The sequence below is a fragment of the Micropepsis pineolensis genome (assembly GCF_055392125.1).
Genome location: NZ_AP042408.1, coordinates 2,244,072 through 2,258,097 on the forward strand (window position 1 = coordinate 2,244,072; position 14,026 = coordinate 2,258,097).

The 14,026-nt window shown below is 57.5% G+C and carries 13 protein-coding genes, 1 tRNA gene and 1 pseudogene; 6 read left to right on the forward strand and 9 right to left on the reverse strand.

Annotated elements, in window-relative coordinates; genetic code table 11:
• Position 1: 1 nt before the first annotated feature.
• Positions 2–2,518: a phosphoenolpyruvate--protein phosphotransferase gene (gene ptsP / locus ACZ5RI_RS09985; RefSeq protein WP_464512248.1), complete on the reverse strand. Its 2,517-nt coding sequence runs from the start codon at positions 2,516–2,518 to the stop codon at positions 2–4.
• Positions 2,519–2,683: 165 nt separating this feature from the next.
• On the opposite strand from ptsP, the pseudogene ACZ5RI_RS09990 reads away from it, so the two are divergent.
• Positions 2,684–3,754, forward strand: a pseudogene (locus tag ACZ5RI_RS09990) (LacI family DNA-binding transcriptional regulator).
• 567 nt (positions 3,755–4,321) lie between these two features.
• Here ACZ5RI_RS09990 and ACZ5RI_RS09995 read toward each other — a convergent pair.
• From ACZ5RI_RS09995 to ACZ5RI_RS10030, 8 genes are all read right to left on the reverse strand, one after another.
• A complete protein-coding gene (locus tag ACZ5RI_RS09995; RefSeq protein WP_464512252.1) occupies positions 4,322–4,774 on the reverse strand; it encodes a hypothetical protein in 453 nt (150 codons plus the stop codon).
• A gap of 66 nt (positions 4,775–4,840) precedes the next feature.
• Positions 4,841–5,224, reverse strand: a complete 384-nt coding sequence (locus ACZ5RI_RS10000; protein ID WP_464512256.1) for a hypothetical protein — start codon at positions 5,222–5,224, stop codon at positions 4,841–4,843.
• Between the two features lie 62 nt (positions 5,225–5,286).
• Positions 5,287–5,502 (reverse strand): RHS repeat-associated core domain-containing protein, encoded by a 216-nt coding sequence (locus ACZ5RI_RS10005; RefSeq protein WP_464512259.1) that lies wholly within the window; start codon positions 5,500–5,502, stop codon positions 5,287–5,289.
• Positions 5,503–6,091: 589 nt separating this feature from the next.
• Positions 6,092–6,496: a hypothetical protein gene (locus ACZ5RI_RS10010; protein ID WP_464512263.1), complete on the reverse strand. Its 405-nt coding sequence runs from the start codon at positions 6,494–6,496 to the stop codon at positions 6,092–6,094.
• Positions 6,497–6,728: 232 nt separating this feature from the next.
• Positions 6,729–7,259 (reverse strand): hypothetical protein, encoded by a 531-nt coding sequence (locus ACZ5RI_RS10015; RefSeq protein WP_464512267.1) that lies wholly within the window; start codon positions 7,257–7,259, stop codon positions 6,729–6,731.
• 204 nt (positions 7,260–7,463) lie between these two features.
• A complete protein-coding gene (locus tag ACZ5RI_RS10020; RefSeq protein ID WP_464512270.1) occupies positions 7,464–8,762 on the reverse strand; it encodes an Nramp family divalent metal transporter in 1,299 nt (432 codons plus the stop codon).
• A gap of 187 nt (positions 8,763–8,949) precedes the next feature.
• Positions 8,950–9,912 (reverse strand): electron transfer flavoprotein subunit alpha/FixB family protein, encoded by a 963-nt coding sequence (locus ACZ5RI_RS10025; protein ID WP_464512274.1) that lies wholly within the window; start codon positions 9,910–9,912, stop codon positions 8,950–8,952.
• On the reverse strand, positions 9,909–10,658 hold the full coding sequence (locus ACZ5RI_RS10030) for an electron transfer flavoprotein subunit beta/FixA family protein (RefSeq protein WP_464512278.1): 750 nt from the start codon (positions 10,656–10,658) through the stop codon (positions 9,909–9,911). Before ACZ5RI_RS10030 ends, ACZ5RI_RS10025 begins: the two co-directional genes overlap by 4 nt.
• A 111-nt stretch (positions 10,659–10,769) precedes the next feature.
• Here ACZ5RI_RS10030 and ACZ5RI_RS10035 point away from each other — a divergent pair, with 111 nt between their 5' ends.
• From ACZ5RI_RS10035 to ACZ5RI_RS10055, 5 genes are all read left to right on the forward strand, one after another.
• Entirely contained in the window at positions 10,770–12,269 is a 1,500-nt protein-coding gene (locus ACZ5RI_RS10035; RefSeq protein WP_464512282.1) for an Rne/Rng family ribonuclease, read from the forward strand.
• Entirely contained in the window at positions 12,247–12,444 is a 198-nt protein-coding gene (locus ACZ5RI_RS10040; RefSeq protein WP_464512285.1) for a DNA gyrase inhibitor YacG, read from the forward strand. Before ACZ5RI_RS10035 ends, ACZ5RI_RS10040 begins: the two co-directional genes overlap by 23 nt.
• Before the next feature lie 64 nt (positions 12,445–12,508).
• The gene (locus ACZ5RI_RS10045; protein ID WP_464512289.1) at positions 12,509–12,853 is read left to right on the forward strand and encodes an outer membrane protein transport protein; all 345 of its coding nucleotides are present in this window, start codon (positions 12,509–12,511) and stop codon (positions 12,851–12,853) included.
• Entirely contained in the window at positions 12,850–13,830 is a 981-nt protein-coding gene (locus tag ACZ5RI_RS10050) for an OmpP1/FadL family transporter (RefSeq protein ID WP_464515584.1), read from the forward strand. Before ACZ5RI_RS10045 ends, ACZ5RI_RS10050 begins: the two co-directional genes overlap by 4 nt.
• Positions 13,831–13,941: 111 nt before the next feature.
• Positions 13,942–14,017: transfer RNA gene (locus ACZ5RI_RS10055), tRNA-Phe, on the forward strand.
• The last annotated feature ends 9 nt before the right edge of the window (positions 14,018–14,026 follow it).

Below are 14,026 nucleotides of genomic sequence, written 5' to 3' on the forward strand. Positions count from 1 at the left end.
CTTATTTGACCTCCAGCGCGCGCACTTCGGCAGCGGTTGCCAGCGTCAGGGCTTTCTGTGCCAGCGCCTGCAGATCCGACAGATTGGCCTTGCGGATACGCGCCTTGACCGAAGGGATTTCGCGCGGCGTCATCGACAGCTCTTTGACGCCAAGACCGGTGAGCAGCGAAGCGCCGAACGGATCACCCGCCAGACCGCCGCAAACGCCAACCCAGCGCCCGGCCGATGTCGCCCCTTCAATCGTTTTGTTGATCAGGCGCAGCACCGCCGGATGCAAGGCATCGGCTTCGGGGGCCAGATCAGGGTTCTGCCGGTCAATCGCCAGCGTGTACTGCGTCAGATCGTTGGTGCCGATCGAGAAGAAATCGACATGCGGTGCCAGCGATTCCGCCATGATCGCCGCGGCGGGCACTTCGATCATGATACCCAGCGGCACCTGAGGCGCATTCAGCTCTTCGCGGATACGGTCACAGATCCGACGCACCGACTTGATTTCACCAAGCGAGGTGATCATCGGGAACATGATCGACAGCTTACCATCGGCATCCTTGGCCGCACGATAGAGCGCACGGATCTGCGGCTCCATCAGCTCGGGCCGCCGCAGCAACAAACGCGCACCACGCACGCCAAGGAAGGGGTTCATTTCCTGCGGCAGATTAAGATGCGGCACCTGCTTGTCGCCACCGATGTCGAGCGCCCGCACGATGACCGAACGGCCTTCCATAGACTTCAGCATGGCGGCATAGGCTTCATACTGTTCGTCTTCATCCGGCGTTTTACCGCCTTCAAGGAAAAGAAATTCCGTACGCATCAGCCCGACGCCTTCGGCACCCTGTGTCAGGGCAAAGGCGGCCTGATGGGCCTGATTGATATTGGCGGCAACGTCGACGCTGTGACCATCCTTGGTTTTAGCTGGCAGCGCACGTTCCTGATTTTCTTTTTCCTTGATCGCCTGCTGCTCGTCGATCCACGCCTTCGCCGAAGCAAGATCATCCGCCGACGGCTTCAGATACACCCGTCCGGACTGACCATCGACAATGACCGTATCACCATCTTTGACAGCCAGCGCGGCAGCGCCCGCCGCAACCACCGCCGGCAGACCGATGGTCCGCGCCAGAATGGCGGTGTGCGAGGTCGGCCCACCCAGCGATGTGACCAGCGCGGCCACCTTGCTGGCATCCAGTGCCGCCGTGTCGGACGGCGACAGATCTTCCGCGATCAGCACCACCGGCTCGCTGGAACTGACGTCGATTTCATCGCGCTTAAGCGACGGGTCGAGCTGGGTCAGAACCCGGCGGCCGACATCGCGCATATCCGCCGCACGCCCGGCCAGTATCGCATTGCCCTGCGTGGCGAGACCTCTGGCGGCTTCTTCGACCGCGGCGTTCCACGACCAGGCCGGACCATGGCCTTCGACCATTTTCTGACAGGCTTTGGTGATCAGATCGGTATCACCCAGCAGTTCGCTCTGTGCACGGAAGATCCCGGCTTCGCTGGCACCAACGCGCCGTGCGGTATCATCGGCCAGCGACCGTAACTGGGCGCGGGTTGCGGTGATGGCTTCTTCCAGAAACGCGCCACCATCGGCCAGATCCACCGGCGTATCTTCAATTTCAAGCGCTTCGGAGACCAGCTTACGCACCCGGCCAATACCAAGACCGGGGGCCGCCGACACGCCCGAAATGGTGACGAGTTTGTTCGGCGGATTCCAGCCAGCCACCGGCTTGGCGGCACGTTCCGCCGCCAGCGCTGCCGACTGGATTTCATCCGCCGTCAGGCTGTTCATGGTGATCTTCAGCGCCTTGAGGGCGACTTCGGCATCTGCGCCCTGCGCCGAAACCGTAACCGATTCACCCTGACGCAGACCAAGCTGCAGCAATGCGACCAGCGCCTTGGCATCGGCCGCTTCGGCCCCATGGCGCACCTTGATGCTGGCACTGTAGCGTTTGGCGGTTTCGACCCAGCGCGTCGCCGGGCGGGCATGCAGCCCCGACGGATAGGGAACCTGCCAGTCGAAATGGTAAGGATAATCCTCGGCCGGGGCCTGCCCGGTGGGCTGGCCCGAACTGCTGTCATCTTCAATCAGCGCGGTGCGGATTTCTTCACCGTTAGAAGTGACGAACAGCTGCTGAAGCCGCTGTTCGTCCTGCAGCAGGCGAGTGAGGCGCCTGAGCAGCGTTAAATGGGAATCGGATTGTGCGGCAATGGCCACGACCAGATGCGCCTTCTGGCCATCGTTCCAGACGACCCCTTCGGGCACCTGCAACACAGCAATACCGCCGGTTTGCACCATATGGCGGTCTTCACCCAGACCGTGGGGAATGGCCACACCATTGCCCAGGAATGTATCGGCGACCGCTTCGCGTTTGACCATCGAGCCGGGATATTCGGGCGCGACACAGCCAGCGGCGATCAGCATCGCGCCAGCCTGTTCAATAGCCTCGGCTTTATTGGCCGGTTTGGCCCCCAGCTGTAACAGAACGGTGGGCATCTGGCCCTCGGGAATCCTGGCGGACATGCTTTGCGCAACTCCCTGGAATTTATATTTCGGACTGAATGAAAACGTTTTCATACCTTACAGGTGGACTGAAAACGTTTTCAGTGGTATTTGTCAAGTGGGTAAAACAGCATCGTGCTATGCAATCGCAGACTACCCGGTATCCCTAGAAGCAATGAGTGCAAGATGACCAAATTCCGCTCCTCTACGCAGGTTCCGGTGCCGAACACAGCACAACTGGCCACGGCGGTCGGTATCAAGGACGTCGCCAAAGCCGCCGGGGTTTCCCCTGCGACAGTTTCGCGCGTTCTGGGGCATGGCCCCGTCAGTGAAGAGTTGCGGTTGAAAGTTGAAGATGCCGTTAAGGCGACCGGCTACCGCCCGAATCTGTCGGCCCGGCGCCTGCGTTCTCAAAACACCCGTACCATCGGATTAATCGTTGCCGACATTCGTAACCCTTTCTTCACCGCGGTCAGCCGTGTGGTCGAGGATCTGGCCTATGCCAGGGGCATGCGCGTGGTGCTGTGCAATACCGACGAGAACCCGGAGCGCGAAGCCTTCTACCTGCGCTCGATGTAGGAGGAACGCGTCACCGGCCTGATCGCCACGCCGACCCAGACCATGCTGAAACGGCTGATGAAGGCCGAACCGCTCGACATCCCGATGATACTGGTCGACCGCACCCTACCCGGCGGACGCTTTGACAGCGTGGTGATCGACAACCACCAGACCGCCACCCAGCTGGTCGAACATCTGATCGCCACCGGGCGGCGGCGCATTGCCGGGCTGTTCGGCAATTCCAGCAGCACCGGCCACGACCGCATGGCGGGCTATTGTGACACGCTGAACCGCCACGGGCTGGAGGTGTTCGCCCATCCTGTCCGCCCCTATGCGCAGGAAGCCGAAAAGCTGTTTCCCGAAATCTGGGCGCAGGACCGGCCCGACGCCATCATCACCTCGAACAGCGTGCTGGGTTCGGGCCTGATGCGCGCGGTGCATAATATGGGGCTGAAATGTCCCGATGATGTTGCACTGGCTTCGTTCGATGACGAACCCTGGACCAGCCTGATCGAACCCGGCCTGACCGTGGTGGCCCAGCCGGTCAATCAGATCGGCCGCGATGCCATGCACCTTTTGTTTGACCGCATCAGCGATCCCGGCGCCCCGCCACGGACCGTGCAGCTGCCCGGCCAGCTGATTGCCCGCGGCTCAACCGCACCGACCCACCAGAACGTCGCCACACCGGTTCCGGCCTGATCTTTCGGGGACGTGCCCCCCGAGTCCTCATCTTGAGCCCGTCGAGGGAGCCCACACAAGGCTGGCGAAGCATGTTGGAACTTCTCCTCCCCTGTATTTACGGGGGAGGTGTCTGGCGTAGCCAGACGGAGGGGGCGCGCGCCCCACGTGAACAGATGCGGCTGGGGCGAGACGGATTTAAGTGCCCCCACCTTACCACACCCCAAGTCCTCACCCTGCCCCACCCCGAGTCCTCATCCTGTATCACCCCAAGCCCTCATCCTGAGCCCGTCGAAGGATGAGCCCACCACCGCACACGCCTGTCATCGCCTTACGAAGGCGAGCGTGAAGCGAACCTTGAGGAAGGGGACCCAGGTCTTAAAGACCGATGACCCCGCGAAAATGCGCATATGCGTGTTCTGACAGAACCGACCAGACGGAACCACCTGGGTTCCCTTCCCTCAAACGGACGTGCCGTCCGTTCTCGCCGGGAATGACAGGCGACAGCAAACAGCGCCACTGCGCCCGGCGAGTAGCAGTTGGTATAGCCAACACTGCTGCCCGCAAAGCTGTGCCAGCCCCCAAAATTTACTGAGCCTTTTCCCAATCACCGTGTAATCGCTGAAATTTCAAAACCTTGTCTATGACAAATTTGCTTTGTGGGTTTTCATCAGACTTCCATATAAAAACACCAGTTATATCCATTAAAAAAAACGTTCCATCCTTATCATAGGGAGCAGGATAGTAATCATAGCTATGATTATTGTATAACTCTTTATCGAAATTGCTCAAACTTTGATCCGGATGTTCGCCCCTATAATAAAATGGAGGGATATATAGATCAGGGCAACGACGATCTTTCAGCGCACCCAGCTCATACAGATCTGTCATCAAAATAGCTTGTAGCCGAACATGCTGGCCGGACATCTTTTCCGCAGACTGGAGCAAGGAACATATGTCTGTCTGCACTTCAGCCGCAGGCGCGAGATTCCCCAAGGTCAAAAAAAGAGCAATACAAAAAAGAGTATGTCGCACCATCATTTGCACACACATGGAGAAAAATACGGACATATTTTTACAAGAAAAACTACCATCATCTATGCTATGTTAATTATTGTTTTTTGGTTTTGCAGCAATTAATCTATCTATCTCTATAGAATACGGATAAAGACTCCAAGTCCATTGCCCGTCTTTGTATTTTCTGAAAACACCACTCACAACAACATCTATACGCGCATACCGATTGCGGTCGAGCTCGTGTGACAGGGTCTCCTTTGCAGTTTCATCATAAGAATAATTATCCGCATCATTCACTTCAACCGAAACATTAGGACAATCACTAGAAGAAAAAACAAAACCATGAGGTATTCTATGGAGCGTGCCCTTAGTTGTAATTCTGACACCATCAAACAAGGACGATTTTGAAATGACACTACAGATGGGTTTTGCGTCGCTCCAAACGTCCGCACCATAAGACGCAACTAATGTCACGCCGCCCAAAGCAATAAAACATTAAATATATTTCTTTTAGTCTCATTGCGGATACTTACCCATCAGCAGGCATTATTATTAATTTCATGGGCTGGATCGGCCTGTAAGAACCGGCCCAGCGCCGGGGCGTAATATCTCGCCCTATAATAGTACAATCCGGTTTCGGGGTCGAGACGGCGGCCGGTGTATTTATAGGCCACCCCAGACGTCGCGGTGCCACCCCCAAAGCTGTCATAGGTGTACGGCCCCTCGGCCACCGCACCCGACGTATCGCTCATCGCGACCACCTGTCCAGCTTGTCCCGATGAAAGAACGTCGTGGTGCCGTCGGCCGCCACCCGTGCAACCGGCTGATCGACCGCCGCCCCCGGCACATAGCGGTATGTCAGATTGCCCGATGCATCATATTCGGGAATCTCGTCATCGCCAGGCTCTCCAAGAACTTTGAGACAACATAGGAAGCGCTATTGCCTAGTTGGGAGCTCAATAGGGGTTAGCCTTCTCCTAGCCTTGTTTATTCCAAAAATACAATTCACCAAATACCGAAATTACACACACAAAAAATGCAATCTTAATATAAAGTAATGCCTGCCTAACAAACTCCGGATCGACAATTGAATCCCATCCATCAATAAGATATTGGATGATACAGATCGGAGCTAAAATCAGCACGGATGACACAGACATCTTAAAAAAATGCTTAAATGCCTTTTTCCACATTTCATCCCCATAAGAACATACGATCAACGGAATTTGATACCTAATTACACGTTTGTGTACCAGATGTAGTCGTATAACAACTCTTGTGTGGTTGGTTTCTAACTTGTTGAAATTTTTCTTGGACCTGATTCACGATTTGTTTTTCGGTCTACTTTGTTATGCCACTAACTGACTTCTTGAAAACCGTTGCCATAGCACGCACCAGCGCCGGGGCGTAATATCTCGCCCGAGAACAGTACAATCCGGTTTCGGGGACGAGCCAGCGGCCGGTGTATTTATAGGCCGCGCCAGACGTCGCGGCGCCACCCCCAAAGCTGTCATAGGTGTACGGCCCCTCGGCCACCGCGCCCGACGTATCGCTCATCGCGATCACGCTGCCCCGCTTGTCCTGATGAAAGAATGTCGTGGTGCCGTCGGCCGCCCCCCGCGCATCACGAATGATGTTATCCGCACATTTCTGTAGTGCGCCTTCCCGGCACGATCCAGTTTTGGTATCGATGTTCTTATCGTCCGCTGATAAAATTGGACCTCGTAAAATATCTGTTTTTACCATCAACCAGCTTCCATTTAACATGCGTAGGAAACATCACAACCAACGTTCCCATTTTTTGGTGCTACTCATGACAAACATATCAGAAGCACGAAAGGCATCTTCGACTGCACCTGTTAGCCTAACAGTCATCCCATCGTCTCCCCTGCGCCATACGTTAACAGGAACCACGATTGACTGTGCATTTACCGGACAAAAGACGACCGTAAACACAACAATTAGTACACTGACGATACTACAAAAGAGGATACTTTTTTTCACGTATCACAACATCTGGCATAATAACATCTGGGCGGGCCTCATGAATGTTTCGCAATAACATTCGTACACCAGACAAAGTAAAATGTTTAAGTGATACATCTATGTACTGTCGCACTGTCCGTTTTTGTGAACCATAAACCGTGACTTTGCCATAAATTGCAATGCGCCGGAATGGTCGCCCGTCCCCATGAATTGGTAACTGCACCTCATATGTAATCTTCTTAATATCTTGATACGCAATAAACATCGGTTTTGAACCGCTAGACTTTTGTAAGATGCCTTCTGGTAAAATACCTATTCTATATACCCATAAAAAATAATGATTACCTAATACAAGCAACCACACAAAAATGATCGCATAGAACGGTATTGCGATATGTTGTTCCAGATACAAGAAAATATTTGCTATTGAAATAATTGCCGCTATCACAATCAACGGGATATATGGCAGCACCTCCCGTTTTAGCAATATCGGTTTTATAACAGACGGACTACTTACATCCATATCCAGTCACCTTACAAAGCCCAGATGTTGCAGACTTAGCGACAGCCTCAACCGTCGATGATGCAGCATTTTCAGGCTATCTGCATGTGGCAAAACCAAATGCCGGGGCGTAATATCTCGCCCGATAATAGTGCAATCCGGCTTTGGTAGCGAGACGGGATCACTATCGTAATTTACAGGCACAACCCTTGGCGGGCAGCGCGATCACCCCAGCACAATTTGCCCGATCAGGAAAACGTTGAGGCCTATGACCAGCACTGCGGCGGCGGTGGCGGCGACCGTCACCTTTGGGCTGGCGGCGAAGCGGCCCATCAGATCGGCACGGCGGCTTAAGCGGATCAGCGCAAACATCGGCACCGGCAGCACCACACTTAAAATCACCTGACTGATGACCAGTGCGTGGGTGATGTCCCACCCAACAATGGCGACGACAAAGGCTGGCAGCATGGTGACCAGACGGCGCACCCAGATCGGAATGCGAAAGCCGACAAAGCCCTGCATGATCATCTGGCCCGCCATGGTGCCAACGACAGAACTCGAAACACCCGCCGCCGTCAGCGCGATCAGGAACAGGCCCGCCGCCGCGCCACCCAGTGCCGGGATCAAAGTGCGATAGGCGGTTTCCAGTGTCGCCACCTCGCCCATGCCATGAAAGGCATGCGCGGCCATGATGACCATCGCCAGATTGACGAACCCGGCCAGCCCCAGCGCCACCAGCACCTCGCGATTGGAATAACGGATCAGCCGCGCCTTTTCGCCGTCGAACGCCGCCGGGGCGCGGGCCTGTGTCAGCCCGGAATGCAGATAGATGGCATGGGGCATCACGGTGCTGCCGACCACGCCCACCGCCAGCAACAGCGCGCCGCTGTCGGCAATGTGGGGCAACACAATGCCCCGGCCTGCGGCGGCCCAGTCGGGCGGCGCGATCACCAGCTCCAGCACATAGGCGATGGCGATCAGCGCGACGAAGCCACCGATCACCAGCTCCATCGGGCGGAACCCTGCGCGGTCAACGCTTAAGATGGCATAGGTCAATACCGCCATCGCCGCCATCGCCGGGATCAGCGGAATGTGGAGCAGCAACATGAAGCCGACCGCACCACCGAGAAACTCGGCCAGATCGGTGGCCATGGCGGCAACCTCGGCCGCGCCCCACATCATCAGCCGGACCGGACGGGAAAAATGATCGCGCGACAGCTCGGCCAGATTACGGCCGGTGACGATGCCGATCTTGGCCGCCATCGACTGAAACAGCATGGCGATCAGATTGGCCGCCACCACCACCCACAACAGCTGATAGCCGTAACCGGCACCGGCCTGAATGTTGGCAGCGAAGTTACCGGGATCGAGATACGCCACCGAAGCCACCACAGCCGGGCCGACGAAAGGCAGCATCGCTTTCAGACCATGACGGGACCCGTTCAGAGTCTCGTTCATGGCCGCCACGGTGCGGGCGCTGATATCCGTGGAGAGTGTTGCTTCACCGGTGCTGGATAGTCTCATGGCGATCACCGCCTTCAGTGCGAATTAGAACTGTTATAAATAAATCTATTTGAGAGTCATTCGCATGTCAACCGGTAAGACGCGCTATCCAGCATTTGGGCGCGTCAGGCATAAGAAAACGCACCACAGGCCGGTATGTGATGCGTTTTCTTGTAATAAAATACGCTGCGGCTGAAATAATAGTGCGTCAACTACCGCGCTGACGCAGGATTTCAATCAGTTTTGGGATTTCGTCATGCAGATCACCGACCAGTGCAATATCGGCAATCTGAAAAATCGGTGCTTCGGCATCTTTGTTGATGGCCGCAATGCAGCGGGCGCCCCGAATACCGGCGACATGCTGAATGGCACCCGAAATGCCGATGGCAATATAGATATCCGGCGCAATGCTATGGCCGCTCTGGCCGATCTGGCACTGGTTTGGGGCATAGCCGGCATCGACCGCCGCCCGCGTGGCGCCAACCGCCGCCCCCAGTTGCTGGGCCAGCGCCTCGACAGCGGCAAAGCCTTCGCGGCTGCCCACGCCACGGCCCGCCGCCACCACAATGCGGGCATTCTCCAGATCGTTGGTTGAGCGGTTTTCCGATAGAAAACAGGCTGTTTTGGCAGTGGTGGGCAGCGCAACATCCACCACCGGGGCGGCCGGTTGCGCCCCCGCCGCCGCAAAGGCACTGGCGCGAATGGTCAGCAATTTTTGCGGCGCGGTGGTCGTGACGGTCTGCAAAAGGGTGCCGCTATAGATCGGGCGGACGAACCGGTCCGGCGCTTCGATCGCGATAACATCAGAAAATTGCGGCATTCCTAATCCGGCCGCCACACGCGGCAGCACCGCCCGCCCCTTGGCGTTGGCCGGGGCCAGAACCGCGTCGTACTCCGCCGCCAATGCCAGAACCGCGTCGTACTCCGCCGCCAATGCCAGAACCAGATCCGCCACCGCCTCGGCAGGCTGGTGGGCCAGCCCCGCGCCCTCGGCCAGGCGCACCCGGGCTATACCAGCCAGCGCGGCAGCGGCCTCAGCAGCGGGCCTAACACCCTGCCCTGCAACAAGAATCTCGATCGGTGTGGCAAAGGCTGCTGCCGCCGTCACCACCGCCGCCACCGCCGGATCAAGGCGGCCATCGTCTAACGTTGCCAGAACCAGAACCGTCATAACGCCACATCCTCTGCCATCAGCGCCGCAACAAAGGCGGCGGCATCCGCCACCGTCTCACCAGCGACGCGCGGTGGTGGCTCGTGCAGCGCAACCGACTGCCATAACGGGGCGGCCGGGGTTGCAAAATCGGCCAGAACCCTTTGTTCCAGCGGCTTTTTCTTGGCCTTCATTAATCTAGGCAAGGATACATAACGCGGCGTATTCAGATGCAGATCGACACTGATGAGTGCCGGCAACGGCAACGCCAAGGTTTCACTGCCGCGCTCGGTTTCACACACCACTGTCAACCCGGCCTCGTCCCGCGTGATGGCCGATGCCCCCACCGCCTGTGGCCAGCCCAGAATCTGCGCCAACATAGGGCCGGTCTGACCATGATCGCCATCAATCGCCTGTCGCCCGGCCAGGATCAGATCAAACGTCTCGTGCCGCACCAGCGCCGCCAGCGCCGCAGCAACGGCCAGGGATTCCGGTGCCGTCTCTGCTTCAATCAGGATGGCACGATCACAGCCCAGCGCCAGCGCGGTGCGCAGCACATCCTGTGATGCCGTGGTGCCGATGGTCACTGCCACCACCTCGTCGGCCCAGCCGCGTTCTTTAAAGCGCACGGCTTCTTCAACCGCCGTTTCGTCATAGGGGTTGAGCGACATCTTCAGACCATCGGCCTGTATACCGGTGCCGGCAGCATCAATCCGCACGCGCACATTAGCATCGACAACACGTTTGACAGGAACAAGGATCTTCATAACAACCACCGAACTCCCTTGAAGCAAAACGCAATACCGCACCCTGATAGCGTTTCTGAACAGGAATAGGTACTGTCACATAATCGAAATTTGTGATGTACCGTGGAAGCCATGACCAAATCTATCCTGATCAATGTCGGTGCTGCCGAGGTTCGTGTTGCCGTCGTCGAAAACGGCCGCTTACAGCAGCTGTGCTGCACCCCGATATTGGAGGATGGCGGACGACATGGTGCCAGCCGGATCGGCGACATTTTTCTGGGCCGGGTCACCAAGCTGGTTCCGGCCATTCAGGCCGCCTTTGTCGACATCGGAATGGAAAAGGCGGGTTTTCTGGGCGCACGGGAAGCGTTGCCCCTGGCACAGGGGCGCGACATCGCCCCGGAAAAGGGCATCAGCGGTTTCATGCGCGAAGGCGATACCGCGTTGGTACAAATCGTCAAAGACGTCATTGGCGAAAAGGGGGCGCGGCTGACCGCCGCCGTGACCCTGCCGGGGCGACTTCTGGTGCTGACGCCGCAACAACCCGGCATCGCGGTTTCACGCCGCATCACCGACGAAACCGAACATCGCCGTCTGGAAGCGCTGGGCCAAAGCCTGCTGACCCAGGAACCCGACGCGCTGATTGATAATGCGGGCTTCATCCTGCGCACGAGTGCTTTTGGTAGCACTTTCGATGCGCTATGGGAGGAAGCTAAAGCGCTGAGTGCCACATGGCTGGCCCTGATGCAGACCAGATCGTCCACCCGGCCGCCCCAATTGCTCTATCGTGACTGCGGACCGGTTGAACGCGCCCTGCGCGATCTCGTTCATGAAGACACCGACCACATCATCTTTGATGATGCCAGAGCCGCCGAGAGCGCCCGCGCTTATTGCCGCCAATCCATGCCCGCGATGGAGGGGCGCATCACCCTGTTCAGCGGCCCCGGCGCGCTGTTCGATCGTGATGAGATCGAAAACGACATCCTTGCGCTGGCCCACCGCCGGGTGGCACTGCCATCAGGGGGCTGGATCATGCTGGAAGGAACCGAGGCGCTGACTTCGGTCGATGTCAATTCCGGCCACTACACCAGCGGAAACAGTTTAGAAAACAACAGTTTAAACGTTAACATGGAAGCGGCGCGTGAGATCGGCCGACAGGTCCGCCTGCGTGGGATTGGCGGGGTCATCGTGATTGACTTCATCCACCTGACCGAACCGGATCATATGGCCAGCGTCACTGAAGCCCTCGAGCAAAGCCTGACCTGGGATGGCAGCCCGGCCATCGTTGCACCACCCTCGCCCTTCGGTCTGGTCGAAGTGACGCGCAAGCGTGTGCGCGAACCTTACGAAAAGCGAATTGCGGAGCCTTGCCGCCATTGCCATGGCGAGGCACATCTGCGCCGCCCCGCCGCCATTGCGCAGGATGTGATAAGGCGTATAGAAGCGGCCGCGCAGACCGCCCCCGGTGCCACCATTGACGTGACCGCCGCGGCGGAAGTCATCGCCTGGCTCGACAGTCAGGAAGCGGCGCTGCGCCCTGCACTGGCCCGCAAAGGGGCTATTACCGTTCAGTTCACCGCCCGCGCTGGCGGCGACAGAGAGGCTTTTGATGTCGAAACCGTTACAAGATAGCAACGCAGCGTGCCCAATCTGCCATAAGCCAATGGTGTCGGAATACCGGCCATTCTGCTCCAAACACTGCGCTGATATCGATTTAGGCCGTTGGTTTTCAGAAGGTTACGCCATTCCGGCCGTCGAAACCGACGACGAGGATGCCGAAACCGACGACAGTGAAAAGCTGCCGTAGGGTTAGACTTAAAGGACAAGTCAAGGTAGTTTCCCCATCCAGGGCATCTAATATGGGGAAACGCATGAACAGAGCTATTCCGGCTCTTTTTTTTACGCCATTGCTGTTTGGCACGGCTGCAAACGCTACAGGTTTTGCCTTGCGCGAGTTCAGCCCTGCCGCCCTGGGCACGGCCTATGCCGGGGCAGCGGCCAATGGCGAACATGCCTCGGCCATATTCTATAATCCGGCCTTGCTGTCCGGCGTAGTCAGCAGTGACAGCTCGGTATCCGCAACCGGCATCCTGACCGATACCGATGGCGATTACCGCGCCACCACCGCCGCCGGAACCGCCGTCAGCGGAGATGCCACTCCCACCGGCTTTGTCACCAGCACGCGGTCCCGGCGACCGCATTTCGCCTGCGCCTGACCGATCAATGGACCGTAGGCGTTCACTTCACCATGCCTTGGGGCATGCTGTCGAAATATAACGACAACTGGGTCGGGCGCTATTACGCGATCAAGAGCGAAATCCAGACCCGCAACACCACCGTGATGACCGCCTATCAGATCAGCCCCGAACTGTCGGTCGGCGGCGGGCTGCAGGTGCAATTCATGAAGGGCTATCTGTCCAAAGCCATCGATTTCGGCACCCTGGGGTACGAATATGGCTTTGGCACCAGCCCGGGAAAGGACGACGGCTTCGTCGTACTGAAGGCCAACGACTGGGGCTTTGGCTATATTCTGGGGGCCAGCTGGAAGCCGCGTCCGGATCTGACCATCGGACTGTCCTATCGTTCGCGCATTGCCCAGACATTGGCGGGGACCGAGCATTTCACCCTGGATGGTGCCGGGGTCGGTGCCTATCTCAAAGCCGAAACCACCATGTTTTCGACCACGGGCGTTCATGCCAGAATCGATACCCCGGCGGTGGCGATGGCCAGCATCAAATGGGATGTCGATCCCCGCCTCAGCCTGATGGCCAGCACCGACTGGACCGGCTGGTATTCAGTTCAAAGCATTCTGGCCGAGGCGGACAACACCGTGCAAGGCAGCGACTATACCGCCATGGACTGGAAGCCGAGCTGGTATGGCGCGATTGGTGCGGAATATAAGGCAGACGAAGATTGGACCTTGCGGATGGGCACCGCCTATGACGCTTCGCCCACCCACACTGCCACGCGGATTCCCGGCATCCCGGACTCAAGCCGAATCTGGCTGACCTTTGGCGCGGGCTATCGCTGGAACGAACATGTCGATCTCAACCTCAGCTACACGCGCATGTTCAATGGCCGCGCCACCATCAATCTGAATGCTGCAGACGCAGGAAACGCCCTGCGCGGCTCGCTTTCCGGAAAAGGCGGACTGACCATTACCCTGATCGGGCTCGAACTGGATATCCATTAAGCAAAAATCCGCAGCCGGAATTAAGTTAAAAAAAGTTGTCGGGGGCGCTGGACATGCGCTCCCGACTTGCCTAAAAGACGCCACCTCAACGCGGCTGAATCAGCCGCCGGGGCCCAGGTAGCTCAGTCGGTAGAGCAGAGGATTGAAAATCCTCGTGTCGGTGGTTCGATTCCGCCCCTGGGCACCATTAATTCCA

Excerpts from the sequence above, each read along its gene's own strand:
- ptsP (WP_464512248.1), bottom strand. The coding sequence starts at position 2,518 with ATGTCCGCCAGGATTCCCGAGGGCCAGATGCCCACCGTTCTGTTACAG.
- ACZ5RI_RS09995 (WP_464512252.1), bottom strand. The coding sequence starts at position 4,774 with ATGATGGTGCGACATACTCTTTTTTGTATTGCTCTTTTTTTGACCTTG.
- ACZ5RI_RS10005 (WP_464512259.1), bottom strand. The coding sequence starts at position 5,502 with ATGAGCGATACGTCGGGTGCGGTGGCCGAGGGGCCGTACACCTATGAC.
- ACZ5RI_RS10010 (WP_464512263.1), bottom strand. The coding sequence starts at position 6,496 with ATGGTAAAAACAGATATTTTACGAGGTCCAATTTTATCAGCGGACGAT.
- ACZ5RI_RS10015 (WP_464512267.1), bottom strand. The coding sequence starts at position 7,259 with ATGGATGTAAGTAGTCCGTCTGTTATAAAACCGATATTGCTAAAACGG.
- ACZ5RI_RS10020 (WP_464512270.1), bottom strand. The coding sequence starts at position 8,762 with ATGAGACTATCCAGCACCGGTGAAGCAACACTCTCCACGGATATCAGC.
- ACZ5RI_RS10025 (WP_464512274.1), bottom strand. The coding sequence starts at position 9,912 with ATGACGGTTCTGGTTCTGGCAACGTTAGACGATGGCCGCCTTGATCCG.
- ACZ5RI_RS10030 (WP_464512278.1), bottom strand. The coding sequence starts at position 10,658 with ATGAAGATCCTTGTTCCTGTCAAACGTGTTGTCGATGCTAATGTGCGC.
- ACZ5RI_RS10035 (WP_464512282.1), top strand. The coding sequence starts at position 10,770 with ATGACCAAATCTATCCTGATCAATGTCGGTGCTGCCGAGGTTCGTGTT.
- ACZ5RI_RS10040 (WP_464512285.1), top strand. The coding sequence starts at position 12,247 with ATGTCGAAACCGTTACAAGATAGCAACGCAGCGTGCCCAATCTGCCAT.
- ACZ5RI_RS10045 (WP_464512289.1), top strand. The coding sequence starts at position 12,509 with ATGAACAGAGCTATTCCGGCTCTTTTTTTTACGCCATTGCTGTTTGGC.